This is a genomic window from Brevibacillus sp. NPDC003359, from assembly GCF_042878995.1.
GTDB lineage: Bacteria > Bacillota > Bacilli > Brevibacillales > Brevibacillaceae > Brevibacillus.
Map to the genome: position 1 here is coordinate 1,480,928 of NZ_JBIAOR010000001.1, position 16,144 is coordinate 1,497,071.

24 protein-coding genes and 1 pseudogene are annotated in these 16,144 nt (G+C 40.9%); 2 read left to right on the top strand and 23 right to left on the bottom strand.

The genetic code is table 11. The features are described from left to right. Nucleotides 1-21 precede the first annotated feature (21 nt). From ACFYU8_RS06705 to ACFYU8_RS06755, 11 genes and pseudogenes are all read right to left on the bottom strand, one after another. A complete protein-coding gene (locus ACFYU8_RS06705) occupies nt 22-438 on the bottom strand; it encodes a GNAT family N-acetyltransferase (RefSeq protein ID WP_390294645.1) in 417 nt (138 codons plus the stop codon). A 26-nt stretch (nt 439-464) separates the two neighbouring features. Next, nucleotides 465-647: a hypothetical protein gene (locus ACFYU8_RS06710; protein WP_391365522.1), complete on the bottom strand. Its 183-nt coding sequence runs from the start codon at nt 645-647 to the stop codon at nt 465-467. Between the two features lie 198 nt (nt 648-845). Then, complete coding sequence (locus ACFYU8_RS06715; protein WP_390294643.1) at nt 846-1,265, bottom strand: hypothetical protein; 420 nt, start codon at nt 1,263-1,265, stop codon at nt 846-848. Nucleotides 1,266-2,139: 874 nt separating this feature from the next. After that, entirely contained in the window at nt 2,140-2,358 is a 219-nt protein-coding gene (locus ACFYU8_RS06720) for a hypothetical protein (RefSeq protein WP_390294641.1), read from the bottom strand. A 29-nt stretch (nt 2,359-2,387) separates the two neighbouring features. Further along, nucleotides 2,388-2,702: a hypothetical protein gene (locus ACFYU8_RS06725; protein WP_390294639.1), complete on the bottom strand. Its 315-nt coding sequence runs from the start codon at nt 2,700-2,702 to the stop codon at nt 2,388-2,390. Nucleotides 2,703-2,970: 268 nt separating this feature from the next. After that, complete coding sequence (locus tag ACFYU8_RS06730; RefSeq protein ID WP_390294637.1) at nt 2,971-3,165, bottom strand: transcription initiation factor TFIIIB; 195 nt, start codon at nt 3,163-3,165, stop codon at nt 2,971-2,973. A 28-nt stretch (nt 3,166-3,193) separates the two neighbouring features. After that, nucleotides 3,194-3,592, bottom strand: coding sequence for a hypothetical protein (locus tag ACFYU8_RS06735; protein ID WP_390294635.1), 399 nt, complete (start codon nt 3,590-3,592; stop codon nt 3,194-3,196). A 234-nt stretch (nt 3,593-3,826) separates the two neighbouring features. Continuing rightward, nucleotides 3,827-4,318, bottom strand: coding sequence for a hypothetical protein (locus ACFYU8_RS06740; RefSeq protein ID WP_390294633.1), 492 nt, complete (start codon nt 4,316-4,318; stop codon nt 3,827-3,829). A 40-nt stretch (nt 4,319-4,358) separates the two neighbouring features. Further along, nucleotides 4,359-4,604, bottom strand: a complete 246-nt coding sequence (locus tag ACFYU8_RS06745; protein ID WP_390294631.1) for a hypothetical protein — start codon at nt 4,602-4,604, stop codon at nt 4,359-4,361. 465 nt (nt 4,605-5,069) lie between these two features. Then, nucleotides 5,070-5,729, bottom strand: a pseudogene (locus ACFYU8_RS06750) (magnesium chelatase domain-containing protein); the annotation flags it as partial. 274 nt (nt 5,730-6,003) lie between these two features. Next, nucleotides 6,004-6,480, bottom strand: coding sequence for a DUF2716 domain-containing protein (locus ACFYU8_RS06755; protein ID WP_390294629.1), 477 nt, complete (start codon nt 6,478-6,480; stop codon nt 6,004-6,006). 183 nt (nt 6,481-6,663) lie between these two features. On the opposite strand from ACFYU8_RS06755, the gene ACFYU8_RS06760 reads away from it, so the two are divergent. Beyond that, entirely contained in the window at nt 6,664-6,972 is a 309-nt protein-coding gene (locus ACFYU8_RS06760; RefSeq protein WP_390294627.1) for a hypothetical protein, read from the top strand. Between the two features lie 18 nt (nt 6,973-6,990). Further along, nucleotides 6,991-7,407 (top strand): hypothetical protein, encoded by a 417-nt coding sequence (locus ACFYU8_RS06765; protein WP_390294624.1) that lies wholly within the window; start codon nt 6,991-6,993, stop codon nt 7,405-7,407. Between the two features lie 47 nt (nt 7,408-7,454). On the opposite strand, the gene ACFYU8_RS06770 is transcribed toward ACFYU8_RS06765, so the two are convergent. The 12 genes from ACFYU8_RS06770 to ACFYU8_RS06825 form a co-directional block, all read right to left on the bottom strand. Then, nucleotides 7,455-7,601, bottom strand: coding sequence for a hypothetical protein (locus ACFYU8_RS06770; protein WP_390294622.1), 147 nt, complete (start codon nt 7,599-7,601; stop codon nt 7,455-7,457). 101 nt (nt 7,602-7,702) lie between these two features. Beyond that, complete coding sequence (locus ACFYU8_RS06775; RefSeq protein ID WP_390294620.1) at nt 7,703-8,248, bottom strand: RNA 2'-phosphotransferase; 546 nt, start codon at nt 8,246-8,248, stop codon at nt 7,703-7,705. A 36-nt stretch (nt 8,249-8,284) separates the two neighbouring features. Next, nucleotides 8,285-8,440, bottom strand: a complete 156-nt coding sequence (locus ACFYU8_RS06780) for a hypothetical protein (protein ID WP_390294618.1) — start codon at nt 8,438-8,440, stop codon at nt 8,285-8,287. A 16-nt stretch (nt 8,441-8,456) separates the two neighbouring features. Then, nucleotides 8,457-8,648 carry a hypothetical protein gene (locus ACFYU8_RS06785; protein WP_390294616.1) on the bottom strand — a complete coding sequence of 64 codons (192 nt, stop codon included), beginning with the start codon at nt 8,646-8,648 and terminating at the stop codon, nt 8,457-8,459. A 104-nt stretch (nt 8,649-8,752) separates the two neighbouring features. Further along, nucleotides 8,753-9,082 carry a low molecular weight protein tyrosine phosphatase family protein gene (locus ACFYU8_RS06790; RefSeq protein WP_390294614.1) on the bottom strand — a complete coding sequence of 110 codons (330 nt, stop codon included), beginning with the start codon at nt 9,080-9,082 and terminating at the stop codon, nt 8,753-8,755. Then, nucleotides 9,079-9,633 carry an NADAR family protein gene (locus ACFYU8_RS06795; protein ID WP_390294612.1) on the bottom strand — a complete coding sequence of 185 codons (555 nt, stop codon included), beginning with the start codon at nt 9,631-9,633 and terminating at the stop codon, nt 9,079-9,081. Before ACFYU8_RS06795 ends, ACFYU8_RS06790 begins: the two co-directional genes overlap by 4 nt. 34 nt (nt 9,634-9,667) lie before the next feature. Next, a complete protein-coding gene (locus ACFYU8_RS06800; RefSeq protein ID WP_390294610.1) occupies nt 9,668-10,444 on the bottom strand; it encodes a nucleotidyltransferase domain-containing protein in 777 nt (258 codons plus the stop codon). Nucleotides 10,445-10,540: 96 nt separating this feature from the next. After that, nucleotides 10,541-12,391, bottom strand: a complete 1,851-nt coding sequence (locus ACFYU8_RS06805; RefSeq protein ID WP_390294608.1) for an Ig-like domain-containing protein — start codon at nt 12,389-12,391, stop codon at nt 10,541-10,543. A 337-nt stretch (nt 12,392-12,728) separates the two neighbouring features. Continuing rightward, nucleotides 12,729-13,115 carry a YraN family protein gene (locus ACFYU8_RS06810; protein WP_390294606.1) on the bottom strand — a complete coding sequence of 129 codons (387 nt, stop codon included), beginning with the start codon at nt 13,113-13,115 and terminating at the stop codon, nt 12,729-12,731. After that, complete coding sequence (locus tag ACFYU8_RS06815; RefSeq protein ID WP_390294604.1) at nt 13,112-13,405, bottom strand: EscU/YscU/HrcU family type III secretion system export apparatus switch protein; 294 nt, start codon at nt 13,403-13,405, stop codon at nt 13,112-13,114. The genes ACFYU8_RS06810 and ACFYU8_RS06815 overlap by 4 nt, the downstream gene beginning before the upstream one ends. Further along, the gene (locus ACFYU8_RS06820) at nt 13,402-15,291 is read right to left on the bottom strand and encodes a hypothetical protein (protein ID WP_390294602.1); all 1,890 of its coding nucleotides are present in this window, start codon (nt 15,289-15,291) and stop codon (nt 13,402-13,404) included. Before ACFYU8_RS06820 ends, ACFYU8_RS06815 begins: the two co-directional genes overlap by 4 nt. Nucleotides 15,292-15,331: 40 nt before the next feature. After that, complete coding sequence (locus ACFYU8_RS06825; protein ID WP_390294600.1) at nt 15,332-16,108, bottom strand: ribonuclease HII; 777 nt, start codon at nt 16,106-16,108, stop codon at nt 15,332-15,334. Nucleotides 16,109-16,144: the final 36 nt, after the last annotated feature.

The following is a 16,144-nucleotide window of genomic DNA, read 5'->3' on the forward strand; positions in this document are numbered from 1 at the left end:
GCTCTCCTTTTTCTGATCAAATTAACATTTCATCCATTCCCAAATGTTGCTACCTGTCTTTTCTTCTTTCAATCTCCAACTACTCTTTTCATAATAGTCATTCATTTTAGAAGCAATCGGACATGCTACCTCAATTGGGTACTCCCCCAAGATCTGAAGCATTTTATCAATTAACCCCTGCCCTCGATGACTTGGACGGATTGCAAACTGATATAGCGAAATAGTTTGATCAGACTTTCTAGGATAAAAGCGCAATGCTCCTACAATTTGGTTATCGTATATTGCTACAATCACCTGTCTTCTTCGAACAGCGGCTAACGCTCCATCAGGACATAAAAATTCCCTATTAGAAATACCGTCATTATCCTCTTGAATGTTGTCCTGAAAGAAAAATGCAATATCATTCCCTAACCATGAATCAGCTAATGTTATCTTCATTATTTTAACCTCATCAAATCCCCAATTTATTCTGTTTCTTTTAAGTGTTTGTCCCACAAGTCTTTATCATAGTAATCAACACAAAGACCTTGAGTAGTGCTAGGTGTGAAGGTGTCTAGATGATAATGGTCATGACCGTAATTTCTTAAAAATGAACCTGCGCCTGTTCTTGAAAGTGGCTCAAAGAAACCTGAAGAGTATTCAAACACTATTTTACTCCCGATTAAAAACAGAGTGTCATAAATACTCTTGATTAATATAGTGTCTTTGTTTTCTTTATAATGAAATTTCTGATAGTCATTATAACGTATCACCCTCTGGTAACTTGTTAAAATGCCAATTCTATAAGGTTTCTATCCTCTCTATTCGTGTAATCAACTCAATCTTCACCTTCAAAATGCTTTGATTCATTCAATATTCCAATTCTTCTCATACGGAATCGAGTCGATCAGACAGCTTGAAGTGTCATTTTGCCCGACAAATATATAGTATTGATCGTCTCTTATAATTAAAGAGCCCGGTGGTTGGTTCTTTTCTTCTTCCGTTAATTCTAGTACAGGCGAATACTCAATACGAATATCTTTAAACCTGTAGATTTCTTTCCATCTGTCAAAGTCTATACATTCTCTACTTGAAATAGCTTCAATGATCTGTTCAGCATCCTGTAATACAATTTCATAATTATACGGATAGAGTAAACGAACTTTTGCAAGTGGCACTCCTGGAGAATTTTCGTATGTCTCGTTAAACGCTATAGTTACTTGAAATGTTCTATTTTCTAGAATATGATATATCCTCATTGCCGCGATATGTTTACTTTCATCCACTACCTTATCAAAATGCCAGCCTTTAAAAGTATTTTTGATTTTCTTTAATAAAAATAGGTTTGAAATTTTACAGTTAAATCCATCATTATCAAGGTGCTCAATAATAAACCCCTTGCTGTATGCTTCGCTCCGATATGTTTCCCCAAAATAATGGTCGAAGACAATCTGATGCTATGTTTTCTTATACTCATTTGAATAAGGATAACTATAGTTCTCTTTAGATTTCTGACTGGTAGGAATTCTAAACCTAGCCTTACTGATTAACTCATACATTTCAGGAGAATAATCTACATATGCTAATTTATTTATTCCTTCGATATTTATTGAAATAGTGTCATTCCATACTGTAACGTTGCTTGTTCATTGTTACCCATGAGTTCTCACCTTCTAATATATAGTCAATCAATATATGTGCCGAATAATAACGATATTTTACCTTGTCTTTCGGTCTGCTCTCTCATCACGATGAACTTTATAAGTTTTAAACTCATTCCCCCTATGAAATCGCTGTTTTATGGTTTTTTATAAATCCAAATACCATGAGGATTTGTCATCGTATCAATTATGAAAAAAACTACTAGTAAGAATAAAGAGAGTTGCATGAAACTCGTCCATAAGATCATCGTGCCACGTCCTTTATCTTTTGTACGATGCAATGTAACGAAAGTAACTACTGCCAAAATGATCGACATGATAGGAAGTATCACTGTAATTACGAAAGCATCTGTTCCCGTTAGTATCAGATAAACGAGCAGCATTAGAGCATAGTAGTTTATAATGGAGACTATTGAAACAATAGTCCTTGAAGCAAGCGTAGAAAATACCCTACTCATTTTTCCCTCCAAAACATAATCAAATTACCTTTTCATCAGTTTTAATACTGCTCATTTATAATCTCCAGAATCGCATTTTCCTCTAAACAGACTTCTGTGATTCGTTCATGCCATGTTACGTGACAACGTGCTGGTTCATTTGTTTCGTTAGCAGTCTCTGACAAATCTAATGCGGCTTCGAATATTTTGTCTATAATATACTTTGGACACTCAACAAACTCATATACATTTGTTCCAAGTTTTTTAATTGTGACTTTCACTACACATCACGTCCCAATCAAATTTGTTTTCATTCGGATTCAGTCTTCCAAATTGGAAAGATTTCTTTTGTCTTTTTCTTTCTTCTGTAGTGAGGAAACATGAGTTGTTCTCTAGTGAATACGCCAGCTCCACCGACTGAAATAAACTCAATACTATAACCAGTATCTTCTCGATGGAAAATGTATCCCCACTGCTTGAAGTATTCAGAATCGGAATCTTTCACTTCTACAAGTCTTCCAATTAGGTCGGCGCGTTTCTTTTGCTCTTCAGCCTTCTCAATAACTCGCTGCCTAATTGCTACATAATCCTTTTTAGGCTTTTCTGGCTCTGGTTCGAATGGCACTAGACCTAAGCTAGTCTCTTTTATATTCGTGCGTACTTCCTGCCATTTTTCACATAAGAAATAGTGTATATAAACTCTGAATACTTGTTGTATTGCTTATCAATAGTTGCCTCAAGGCCGCCTTTAGTGAACACCCTCTGACCTTCTTTAAATAATGGTGCACTTTTCTCAATTGGGTTTGTGCGAGGCTCTAACCCATCCCAATCCCAACTAATTGGCAATGAAATCATCCTCTCTCCGGTCCGGTGTCAGTTGCATGTTGACCGCTTTATCCTTTAAATTTAGACGGGTTTTCTACATAACTATCAATAACATAGCCACATTTTGTACAAATCCTATGAATTATAGTTGATCCAAAAGCAAAAAACTTGTCTAAAGGAAGTACTACCGCATGCCCAGCTTGCTTACCTCTTCCGATTTCATGACATCCACATTTCGGGCATTGTTCTTTTTGATTGTCCATTTTTGCACCTCGCTTCTATATCAAATCTTCATTTTATCTTGGTTCTCATCTTCATTCCTTGAGTAAGGAATACAATACCTATTGCTGCAAAAGTAGTGAAATTTCCTATTTGTGCCACAATAACTTCATCTAGAAAGTTCGAGTATAAAAAAGTTATTCCTACGAAACTCAGACCTATTAGTATCAACATGAGTACAATAAACACAGAGGTCACCTTACGCTCAATTTTAGTCCATGTTGATTGGTTTTTATTCTCACGAGAAATTTGGTTCGCAGACATAAAAAACTCATATGCCGTGATAAACAAGGCAATAGTTCCAGCAGAAGCACTGTATTCAACAGGGAAGTTTTTAATACAAAGTGAAATTAAAGCAAGTAAAATATATCCGCCAGAAATGCTATAGACAAGAATGTTTCCTTTACTCATTAACAATCTCCTTATGAAAACCATCTTTTATTATATTAGTGACGTCTTGTATTTTCTCTAATATGCCTTCTTTCTTGTCTCGTTTTAACGTAGTACACTTTAAATCCTTTTTGCTTTTTCTGTTTATTGCCAGATGCGCTATTATTAATAAACAATCCTATCAGCAATCCAAGAATGATTGTCCAAAATAATGGGCTGCTTAGTAATGAGGATAAATTCATTCAATCTCTCCTTTTATTCAAGATGGTGTTTTGTAACACTATCAAATTTCCAATCGGCTCCGATTTTCTTCAATACATAAGTTGCCTTACCAACTGAGCTATCTTCCCATTTACGCTGTACTTTCACAGTAATCTCTGAGTTAGATATAACTTTAATAGCAATGATCTTAGATTCTGTTATGTGTAAAATTTCCTCACTGTAATACTTATCTAACTCTTCTACTTTCTGTTGTTTATTCTTTGCTCCCTGATCACCTAAACACGCATAATATAAATAATCAATGAATGCATCGGTACTATACTTTGAAAACTCTTTTGGAGAGTTGACGTTTATTAAGTAATTTGATATAGCATTTTTCACAGCTTCATCTTTATCTAAATAGCCAATGGCAAGCTCCTGCTCAACCTTAATGTCGGTGTATGTAGCTTGATTTACTTTCCCTTCATAATCATCAGCATTATTTAACAATGAAAAAACACTAAATAGGATAATAAGCTCTTTCATTAAACTCTCTCCCTAGTCTAAAGTAGATCAAATATTGATTTTATAGCGAATGACGCTGAGAACTGAGATATTCAATACATTTGCCCATGACTTCGTTTGCTTCTCTTGCATCTCTAAACTTTTTAAAGTAATTTCTATCATGTTCAATTAAGCCATCACTAAATACTTTGAATTTTGCAGTGTCCACTAGCATCACTACTCCTTCGACATCTGCGATGTACTTTAAGGATACTTCCTTATAATCGGGGAGCAAATTGACCTCCATTACTTCAAAACGATAGTTCATAAATAACTCCTTCTTTCTCGTTAAAATTAGACATTTATTTCTACAATTTCATTTTTCAATTCATCTATGACGCCTTCTTTACTTTTGGAAGTTCTTACAATAAATACACAATCTCCATTTATAGTGACATCTTTTTCCTTTGATAGACTTAAAGAATTATTTATGCTTTTGACAATCTTCGGTTTGTAAGTTGAACATTTATAATTGCCACTAGTACCATCACAGTTTAATTCTGAACAGAATATCTTCATAACCCACCTTCTTTAATAAAATGGAATTATATTCATATGACAATTATACCAAATGTTTCTAAATCCTTCGATCTATACTGGAGATATCTTCCTTGTTTTGAATACTACTCACTAGTGTGGTAATGTGGCTATTTATCCACTCAAATAAATACAAAAAGACACAAGCAATAGGTTTGCTCATGTCCTTTCGTATTTACTTGTCTTTGTTTCAGTTAACGATCACATTATGAAATCCAGCTGCTGCGATCTCCAAGCCACGTTTTACAAAGTGCTGTCCGTAAACATTGGCAAAGTCCGGAGGCAGCTGGTTGGCATTTATCTTGGCTGTTTGTGCTTCATGAAAAGATAAGTCTGAGTGTTTACCATGAAGTCCTTCTTTCCAATAGTTCACTGCCACTTCCAGATTACTCGCAGGCAATACGCTAATCTCGACGAGTCGTGCCTCCGCTGCATTTTGATCGGGGAGAATTACGTGGGTAAATCCTAATTGTTTGGCTTCTAACAAGATGGGGAGTACCCCCGTTACAGGGCGAAGAGAGCCGTCTAATGCCAATTCTCCTAAAACGAGGATTCGCTCCTGCCTGGGTAGCATTTGCTTGGAGGCGAGTAAAATACCAAACGCAATAGCAAGGTCAAAACCAGAACCTTCCTTGCGCTGGTCTGCTGGTGCCAGGTTGACGGTGATCCGCTGCATTGGGTAGTCGTAGCCTGCGTTGCGCAAGGCAGCCCGAACACGATCTCTCGCTTCTTTTACTGCTGAACCGCCCAGTCCGACCAAATCGAATTGAGGCAACCCATTGGCTATGTCTGTTTCTACAGTGACTACCATACCGTCAATGCCAAGCACAGTGCCTGAATAACTGCATGCGTACATGTCCTCTCCCCCTCTGGTTATAGGGTAGGAAAAGATAGAGGGGGTGAGCAAGTAAATTGGAGCTTTCTGCTAAAACGTTTATACAAATTTGTCAATATAGTTCGAGAAACAGTTCCAATTACCTACTTTTAATTTGATATAAAACAATAAAACCTCTTGATCATTGATCAAGAGGCATAGTGGTTATCTTGTAAAAAACGCTTGTAAAAATGGAATCTAACATCCGGTTACCATTAATGTTGTTTTAGATATACAAACTAAATAGACTAATCCTTCATCGATTACTGAGCACTATCTTCCCAAAAATACTTGGTCGATTGGTTTCAAACTGATGAATCAATTCTTCTCCAAAAATACTAATGGATTGTTCCCAGGGATGCCCTAAGTATCCCCACTTAAAATCTTTGTTCAAAAAGAAGTAATAATCACCATCAGGGTAAAATCCTATCCTCCTACTTTCATTGCCATTCTCTAGATGCCGATTATAGAGGTAACATTTGTGTTGCCAATCTAGTGCATAGATATATTCGTCAGACCCAGTCACCGCTCTTAGGTTGGTAACACACTTCTCGTCAAGATCATCGATATCGTCATCCGTATATTCAGTGATATCAAAAGTAACAAAAGGAATCGGTAAAAGAAAGGAAGGCCAGTCACCGCTATGGATACTTGGTTTGAAATTGAAATCCTTATAAAATTTACCCCAAACCAGACCATATTGCTCATCCGACAATGGTACCCAATTGTTCATTTTACATCTCCTCTGGATTTATTATTGATCCATCCATCTACTCCTGTTTGATCTCCTCGCGAGGAACATCTGACTAAAAAGGTCTGCACTCTGCCCAAGCAGGTTCTACTCCTCCATACATTTATGGAAAACTTTCACTCCAACAGGTATACTGCAATTAAACAGGTAAGGAGTTGGTTCTATTTGATTTTTGCTGTTGATCGCCATCAAATTTCCATCCACTACGAACATGCTGAACCTGTTCAGATCGACTGGGACGAAGTCTACAGTGTCTCTTACTATAAGATCGATTGCATTGAGTATGACATGGGGTACCTCGTTTTTGACTTGGTATACGGTGAGTTCATTGAGATTAGTGATAGTGATCAGGATTGGGAAAAAATCGTAAATGACCTCGAAAAATGCTTACCCTCGCAAACAAGCGATTGGAGGTATTCATTACGTAGTTGGTCGATCGACGACGGCATTCTGTATCTTTATGAAAAAACGTAAGAACGAAGGTAAACTGGATTGAGAATTTTTGAACACATTTCCTTTTACAGCGACCTAGACCTCACCACTTTATCCAACGCTTTAGAGCGGGTATTATTGCTGAAACCATTTGAATATGACTGGGAAAACGATAATCGCTGGTCCTGGACTTATGATCGAGACCACATTCAAATCAATATATCTTGGCCGTATCTTTCTGAAAATCTTCAAGAATGGGACGACAGCGTGCCAGATGGATGCAATTACAGTTTACTCCTAATTAGTGATTTACCCCTGATCGACTACGCACATGACAAATACAATTCGGATTTTGTCATCTCGGTCCTGATTCCAAAATATGTCGCCGTTTTACGCAACATCGCTGGAGAAGTTTACTACCACTCTGGTAATCATCATGCGGAATATGTAAAAAAACTGCTCACCATCACTCCATGAATGCCCTATCGTGACAGCTGCGCACTTGTGCGCGGTCACTTTTATCCTCACTGCTTTTTCTTCAATTCATTCAGTAGTTCAATAATTCGTTGGTTTTGATCCACTTGCGTTACGATGTTCTGGTTCAGCCCCCTAATCGCGTCGTAGATTGCAAAAAGTCCTGCCAACAGTAGAAAAGCAAACAACAATTCCATGCCGCTCTTACCTCCTTACGATTAACGTTGATACAAAAAAGACCCGCGATCGAATGCGAGTCTTTTCCCATGCTGTGATGTTCCTACTTGAGCAAATCGAGTTACTTCTGATAGACAGAGATGTACTCTTTTTGCACGTGATCTGCTAACCAAACGAGCTCATTTCCATGGTAAAACTTCACACCGTCTTGCCAAGCTTGCCTCGCATCGATTCGCAAAAGTACGGGATGATCATCTCGTCTTTTCCCAACCTGTTGTGCTGTTTGGACGTCTTCAGACAGATGCACGTACTGTCTTCCTTTTGGAACAAGCCCGCTAGCCAAAATAGAATCGAGGAATCTTTGCGGCGTGCCATGAAAAAGATACGCAGGCGGTTCTTTTTCTTCCTTTTGAATCTTTTGTGGCACTGAATGTCCATAGAGGGCTCGAATTTTGCTTTGGTTGATCTCATGGCGCTTTTTTTCTGATAACGCAATCATCGTATGTAAATCTGTTTCGGTAACCGCTCGCCACTTGCGCTGTTCATGAAGTGACAAAAGCAATTGATTGATAGGAACCCATCCTTGTTCGTCTAACTCAAGCTCGTATTCATGAGGTGCATGACGAAGCGCATAGGACAATTCTTTACTCAATTTTTGATAATCCATACACTCATCTCCCATTACAGGTCATAGCCACTTCTTTTATGTAAAAAAGTAACCGAGACTCACTATTGCAGCAATAAATAAGTGAACGATAAAATTTCCTGTTAGTCGAACCCATAGCTGTCCACTTTTCATCGTCCAAAATCCATAGAGGAGAGCAACAATCAGGTAAGCCAGAACATAAACGAAAAACACAAGACTGCTCTCCTTTTTAAGACATTTGTTTTTTTATGTTCGCAATTAGCTTGTCCGCATTATTTTCATCGTTATCAAACATAACCAGGTCTTGCAAGGCAATCCCTTCCACGGATTGAATCGCTGTGGACAGAGAATCGGCCAGTTCCTGCATATCCGCTTTGTCTGCTACTTCAACATCTAGAACCAGTACTAGTTTTTTCTTCATGGTGAAAGTCCTCGCTTTACGATAAGTATGGATAGTGCCATCGAGCCATATCATCCCCATTATACAAAATAATCGGGTATACATCGACAACGGCTACTAACAGCTTAATCCAGAATCTCTACATATGCGGAAACACTCGATTTCAATATCTCGATCAGCTCCTCATCCATGTACATGTATTCATCAGGGATGCCCAAGCAAATGATCCTTTTATCCATCAGTTCCGAGCTAAACTTTTCTTGTAACCGCCTTACATGTTTTTTCTCCATACAAAAAATGAGATCAGCCCAGCCGATCAGACCACTTGTTACCTTGATACGCGCCCCAGTTTCAGTACCTGCTGATCTTACTTCATAGTCACGGATCCCGTGAAAAATCTTTTCTGCCGTCAAGCTCCTCCATTTATTTCTGCTGCAAATGAACAGTAGCTTCATTCTTCCTCCTCATCCAAATCTTCAAACTTCCATTCCTCTGGTACCGGAAAATAAGCGTCATACTCTTTCCTGGCATTCTCGCTCATTTCCTCTAACCATGGCCAATAATGCATGACATAGTCCTCACCAAATCCCATCCGCCAAAACAAACTATAAGGATGCTCTTCTGGAAATATTATCCATGTCGGCAAATAGAAATGCGGTTGATACTCCTCTAAGCTTTCACGTACTTTCATCCACAATTCTCCAAGTGTATTTTGACCGCTACTCGTACGATCGATTAAGGCTGCATCCCCAGTAGAGAGCAGAATTTCACGAATGGCAGGGTACTGTTCCACTTTTGCTTGTAAAGCTTTAAGCATGATCTCTTTTTCTAAGATAGTTCCTGAAACTTTCTTGGCCTGCAAATAGTGTTCCGAGGTTATCCATAGTTCCCCTTCCAACTCTATTGGATGACCGGAGAAATTGGAGAAGCAGCCGTAAGATTTGTCTGGTTGATCAAAGTGAATTTCGAGAGGTTGCTGTACATGTTTTCTGATATGATCCTGCATGAATGTTTGTACCTCCCTATCGGTTCAATAATGACTAATTGTCAAGCCACGCCTTCTGTAAATACTTCCGAAATACTTCATCCAGCTTATCTGTTGGGTCCTCCAGATCATTTGTATATTGGCTAGTCAGTACAGTCAGACGCTCTATTTGATTCTCAATAAAGTGGTGAAGCTCTTCGATTCTTGGCTCCAGGTTCAACTCATCCCCAGCTATTTTTCTTTGGAGCAGCTCAGAAATTTTACCTTTTAGCGTCGAATCCGGTATCAGCTCTGCAACTAGCCGATCAAATCCAATGGGAGGATTCGTATGATACGTTTCAATCCAGATACATGCGAGGATCGGGCGTAACACGTAAAAGTATTTTTTGATTTTGACTTGCTCCCCTTGCAGATAGTCCCGAAAATTCCCTTTTGCCATACTTAGATAATGATGCAAAGAAGTCTTTGACGAAAATACTTCCCCGTGCAACCTTACCAGCTCATCTCGAAAGCCTAGCGTATCGAGATAAACAATATCTGATACAAGCCATTCTTGTAGGGGCGGATTCGATTTTCGATATAGCTTGAGGGCTTTTCGAATATCCCAGCCGTTTATATCTAAGAGGTCATTGATTGGTACTTCCACAACATCCCGTTTGTCGTCAATGGACAAATACCAATCCGGTTTCTTCACATAGACAAAACGCACATCATAATCGCTATCTTTTGACGGAAATCCCCAAGCCCGGCTTCCTGATTCAACAGCAAACAATATTTTTATGCCATGCGCTTGTTCGATTTCTTTTAATTTTCCCAAGATAGTCTCTCTCATGACTCTTTCCTCCTCCTCAACAAGTAACAGGGTTTCCTTTCTCTTGGAAAAAAACTCGCTGAATCAGTTACGATTCAGCGAGTTTCCTGTCATCCATTATTTTACCGTTACTTCGATTTCCACTTCATAGCCTTTGTATTCAGCTGTAATAGTGGCCTTACCTTTCTTTTTACCTTTTACCGAACCGCTGCTGGATACTGACGCTACGGATGATTTATTGGACTTCCATTTCGCTTTAGTGCTGCTGATGTCATCGCCATCATAGGTGAGTTTGATCTTTTCGGAGTCACCCTTTTTGATGGTAATGCTTGTGTCATCTGCTTCCAGCTTGCTTGAGCCCTTGCTGTCAACTTTTACTTCAATTTCAACTTTTTCGCCTTTATACGTAGCTGTAATGGTTGCTGTACCTTTACCTTTTGCAGTAATCGTACCACTGCTGGTAACGGTTGCTACAGAAGATTTAGAGGTTTTCCATGATGCTTTTGAATTGCTAATTGTGTCGCCATCATATTTCAGTTTTACAGTTTCTTTCTCGCCTTTTTTCAAGGAGATGCTCGTATCGTCTGCTTCCAACATTCCTGAGGAGCTATCGACAGTCACTTCAATTTCTACTTTTTCGCCTTTGTATTGAACGGTAATGGTAGCTTTACCTTTACCTGTTGCTGTAATCATACCAGAGCTACTTACTGTTGCTACTGAGGATCGGGATGTGGACCAAGATGCATTCGAGTTACTAATGGTGGAGCCATCATATTTCAATGATACGGTTTCTCTTTCCCCTTTTTTCAAGGAGATCGTGCTATCGTTTACTTCCAGTTTACCAGAGTTGTTGTAATCGACTTTTACACGAATTTCGACCTTATCGCCTTTGTATGTTGCTGTAATGGTAGCTGTTCCTTGGCCTTTTGCCGTAACGACACCATCATCAACAGTTGCCACGCTGGAGTTGGATGTTTTCCAGGTTGCTTTTGATCCAGACAATCTTTCATCATCATAAGTTAGTTGAATCGTGTCTCTGTCGCCTTTTTTCAAAGAGATGCTGGATTCATCTGCTTCCAGTTTACCAGAACTGTCTGTATCTACGTAAACTTCAACCTCTACTTCGTAGCCTTTGTATTTTGCAGTGATCGTTGCTGTACCTTTGCTTTTTGCAGTAACGACACCATCATCGTTTACAGTTGCTACAGATGACTTCGAAGTTTTCCAGGTTGCTTTTGAACCAGAAAGTTTATCGTCGTCATACGTCAACTTAATGGTTTCTTTATCGCCTTTTTCCATTTTCAGCTGGGTAACATCTGCTTCCAGCTTACCGTCTGAATTTCCGCCTTCAACATCAACCCGGATTTCTACCTCTTGGTCTTTGTAGCTAGCAGTAATGACTGTGCTTCCTTGGCCTACACCTTTGATTTCACCATCGTCAACAGTTGCAACGGTTTTATCCGCGGTTTTCCAAGTCGCTCTTGATCCAGGGAGACTGTTGCCCGCAAATTTCAAACTAACGTTTGTTTTTTTGCCTTTATTAACAGAAACCTCTGTTTTCGTTGCTTCGAGAGTCTGTGCTCTGTCAACAGTCACTCTAACTGTAGCTCGATAACCGTTGTATCTAGCTGTAGCAACAGTTGTTCCTACTTTCTTACCGTACACAACGCCATTGCTGACAGAAGCGATGCTAGAGCTGCCAATTTCCCAATCGACCAATGCATTATCGATAGGACTGCCATTATAAGTAAGGCGAATGGTTTCTGAATCCCCAATCGTGACATTCACCGAGCCTACGCTTGCCTTCAAGCCATTAGAAACTGAGCTTGCTACTACGCTATAAGCTTCTAGAGGTTGTGGTGTCACGACTTGTGCTGAAGCAATACCTGTCACTGAAAATTGAACAGTACAAATAGTTGCAACCGCTAAGGAGACGTTTTTCATTAAGTTGCTTTTCATCTTTTTCATGTTTTTACCTCCAAATTATTTCCTATACTTGTATTGACGAATGAGATGGAAAAATGTCACACCAAATCCGTTATTTTTTTTGAAAAACATTTGTTTTTCTTCCGAACAATTGTTATTAGGCCGAATTCAAAAGCAAAAACAGTGCCAGTTATGGGCTTGTCTGAACGAATTGATCCGTTTCATCACAAAAAAAATGCTTCCCAGCTTTTGAGCCGGAAAGCGAATGTTGATGCTTGGAGGAGTTTCATCGCGTCGAGTACAGTACATAGTACGCTGGCTCTGCGACTGATGCTGTAGACATATCCCCAATATATTCGTGGTCAGGAGCCCGTTTTTCCTAGAAAGCACTCTCATAATGTTCAATGACTGGCCTCATGAAGTCTGTACCTTGCGTTGATGTATTTGATGTACCGGTGTAAATCCCGATGACGTCAAAACGAAACGCTGGGATTGGCTGTGCGTTTTTTTGCAAGTATTCGATGGCAAGCTCACGCAGTTTCTGTTTCTTCTTCCAAGTAATGGACTCGCTCGCTGATCCAAAAAATTGGCTGCTCCTCGTTCGGACCTCAACGAAAACCAAGCAGTTTCCGTCTAACGCAATCAAATCCATTTCTCCACGTTTTGTTCGAACATTTCGATCGACAATACGGAAACCCTTGTTCACTAAATAGCTTTCAGCAAGCTGTTCTCCTCTTTGACCAAGAAGACGGCGGCCATCGCTCATTTTTTGGTTCCTCCGCCTTTATCAATGCGATAGACAAAAGCAAGGATTTCTGCCACAACTTGATACAGCTCCGGAGGAATTTGTTGATCCAAATCCAGTTTGCCCAAAACCTCTACGAGCGATGGGTCCTCTTGTACCGGTATAGCATGCTCCTTTGCTGTCTTCAGTATATTGTCAGCCACGTACCCCTTGCCTTTTGCCACAATTTTTGGCGCTTCCATGGTACCCGCTTGGTATTTTAGTGCAACTGCCTGTTTGCGTTTTTGCTCTGAAGAGGATGCCTGCTTCATACGCGAAGGTCAACCCCTTTATAATCAGCCAGAATGGGGCCTTTTGCTTGGATCGGACCAGTCGACTTGCCACGCTCGGCCGGGACTGGCTGGATCCGCATAGCCGATAGATGGTAACCAACATCCTGTAATTGGTCAGCAAAACGATCTTTGGACCCTTGAATGAGTGCTTCAACCCATGGTGTATCGTTAAAAATTTGCAAGTTAACGATTCGATTTACGATACTTACATCTATCATGGTTGGCCCCATACTTTGGAGTTCCAAATGAAAGAAAAGACGACAGTTCTCCGGATCAAGCTGTCCCGAGCCTTGCTTTTTCGACTCAATTTGGACAAAAGCCGTCTCATCCCCCTCCGCTTGACGAATCGGAATTTGCATAACGATTTGAGACAAAGCATGGTTAGAAGGCTGTACCATCATCAACTGTTGTCCGGTCACTTGTTGTAGCAGTTGATCTGCCGCTTCACGCAAGGCCGTTGGAAGTGCCTGAGCTGGCGCTTGACTGATTTGCAGCAAGAGGGATTTGACTGTATCCATTTGCTTTAATGAATGGGAATCGATCGCCCCTTGTGAAAATGCCTGTCCCATCAATTCTCTCTCGTGAGTTACGCCTAAATGACGAAACAATTCAGCAATCGGATTAGCAGTTGTGGAGCCATTCGCTGCACCAGATGCTTGAGACAACATTTGTGGAATGACTTTTTGCCCTCCATCTGTCTTTACCGCCTTTTGCTCTGCCATCTGCTTGTTTTGGATCGGCTCCTGATTCATCTGTGATGACTGAGGAATAGGTAATGGCTCATTTCGAGCAATTTTTGACTCGACGCTTGGACCACTGGTCTGGTTAGGCACCAACTGATTACTTTTACCGGTCATGTCCCTTTGTAGCGAGTCTACCTGCTTACCGGCTGTGTTTGATACAGGGACTGTCTCTGTGGGAACACTTGACGAAACAGCTTGTGATGGTGCATTACTCAAAGCCTGCGTTGATGGTTGGGGTGATGTCTGCACTTGCGATGAAGGCTGACCGCTCTGCGCAGGCAACGGCTGAGTTTGGCTTCCTCCAGTCGCGTTCTGCGAAGCACTTTGACTGGGTTGAGTTCCTTGTGGCATTTGTTTGACTGCCAGTCCCTCGTCTGCACTATCGTTGCCCGTGATGAGTAAAGAGAGTCCCGTCAATTTTTCTTTTAACTGACTAACGAGCTGTTTGATATCTCCTGTTGCTGCATTGGCTTGTCCGGGTACTTGCTGTGATTGGCTTTGCGGCAATGTACCTGCCGCCGTCTGTGAAGCTTGGCCCTCGTTATCTAAAAAGAGCGTGGCTTGCTGCAGCAGGTTTTGTATGAGTTGACCCATCGGCCTGTCTGATAAAAAAGCTTTGAGCCCTGCGATCGTATCGGGAGTAAGTGGCAGATTTCGTTTCATGGCAGTCATGAATGCTTCAATGGTGGCATTGTCTACGCCTAATCGCCCAGCAACGGCTGAAAAAGCTTGTATGGTTTCCTTACTGACAGGAAGATTCGCACCAAGTAGAGCTTGCACGATCGCTTTGTTCTCTTTTGTATCAGCAATTCCTAGTGACCGCATCAGCCCTTCTAGAGAGGCGTCTTTGCCGGCTCCTTCCCCGACGCTTTCCAAAACCTTCAACGTAACGACACCTGTTGATGGCTGGACTTGCAGCCAAGCTTTTTGGCCCGGTTCCAGATTTGCTTCCATTTTAGCCTGAACCTGCATTCCCCCGACTTGCACGAGCGCCATATTGTCCGGGTAATGCTTGATTACCGTGCCTTTAAACACTTGTCCGGGAGTAAGCTCAACCGGCTTCGGAGCAGATATGGGTGCTTTTTGCACGAATGATTGAATAAGTTGCGACGGGGAAAACATGCAGATCCTCCTCCTATAGGCAGTAATTTACTAGCACTTTTTAGGCGTGTTCTTTTACGCCAGTGAATGTCTTACGGTGGATCGGAGTAGGTCCAAATCGAGCGATTGCTGCCAGATGCTCAGGGGTACCGTAGCCTGCGTGTTTGTCAAAGCCATAGGCTGGATATTGTTCGGCATACTGGGCCATCAAGCGATCACGGGTGACCTTTGCTACGATCGATGCGGCTGCAATCGAGACACTCTTGGCATCTCCCCCGATAATTGGAACCTGCTCGCAATCCATTCCGGTTAGCTGCACGGCATCAATCAGTAAAGCATCTGGCGCTTTACCTGCCTGTTGGATCGCCAGCTTCATCGCCTCTTTTGTTGCAGCTAATATATTGATCGCATCGATTCTTGCTGCATCGATAATTCCGATTCCCACAGCAAGTGCATCTCTTTGAATGATTTCGCAAAAAGCTTCCCGAGTAGATACAGGTATCTTCTTCGAGTCATTCAGGCCTGGCAAGTAAAAATCCTTGGGCAAACACACGGCACACGCTACGACCGGACCAGCCAATGGCCCTCTTCCGACCTCATCTACCCCGAATATGTATTGATGCCCCTTTTCAAACATGGCTTTCTCATATACGGTCATGTCAGCCCACATCTGCGCGAGCTTTTCTTGACGTGCAATCGCTGCTTCCGCCTGCTTCGCCAGAGTCTGTACACCCGCTCTTTTATCTTCTTTCAGCAATTGTAAAAAATCTTTGGGTACCTCGTCCAACTTTTCCATCTTCACTCGTATTTCTTTTATCGACATATCCGCTAGATTCATTGACTCATTTCTCCTTACCGATCCTCATAGTAAAAA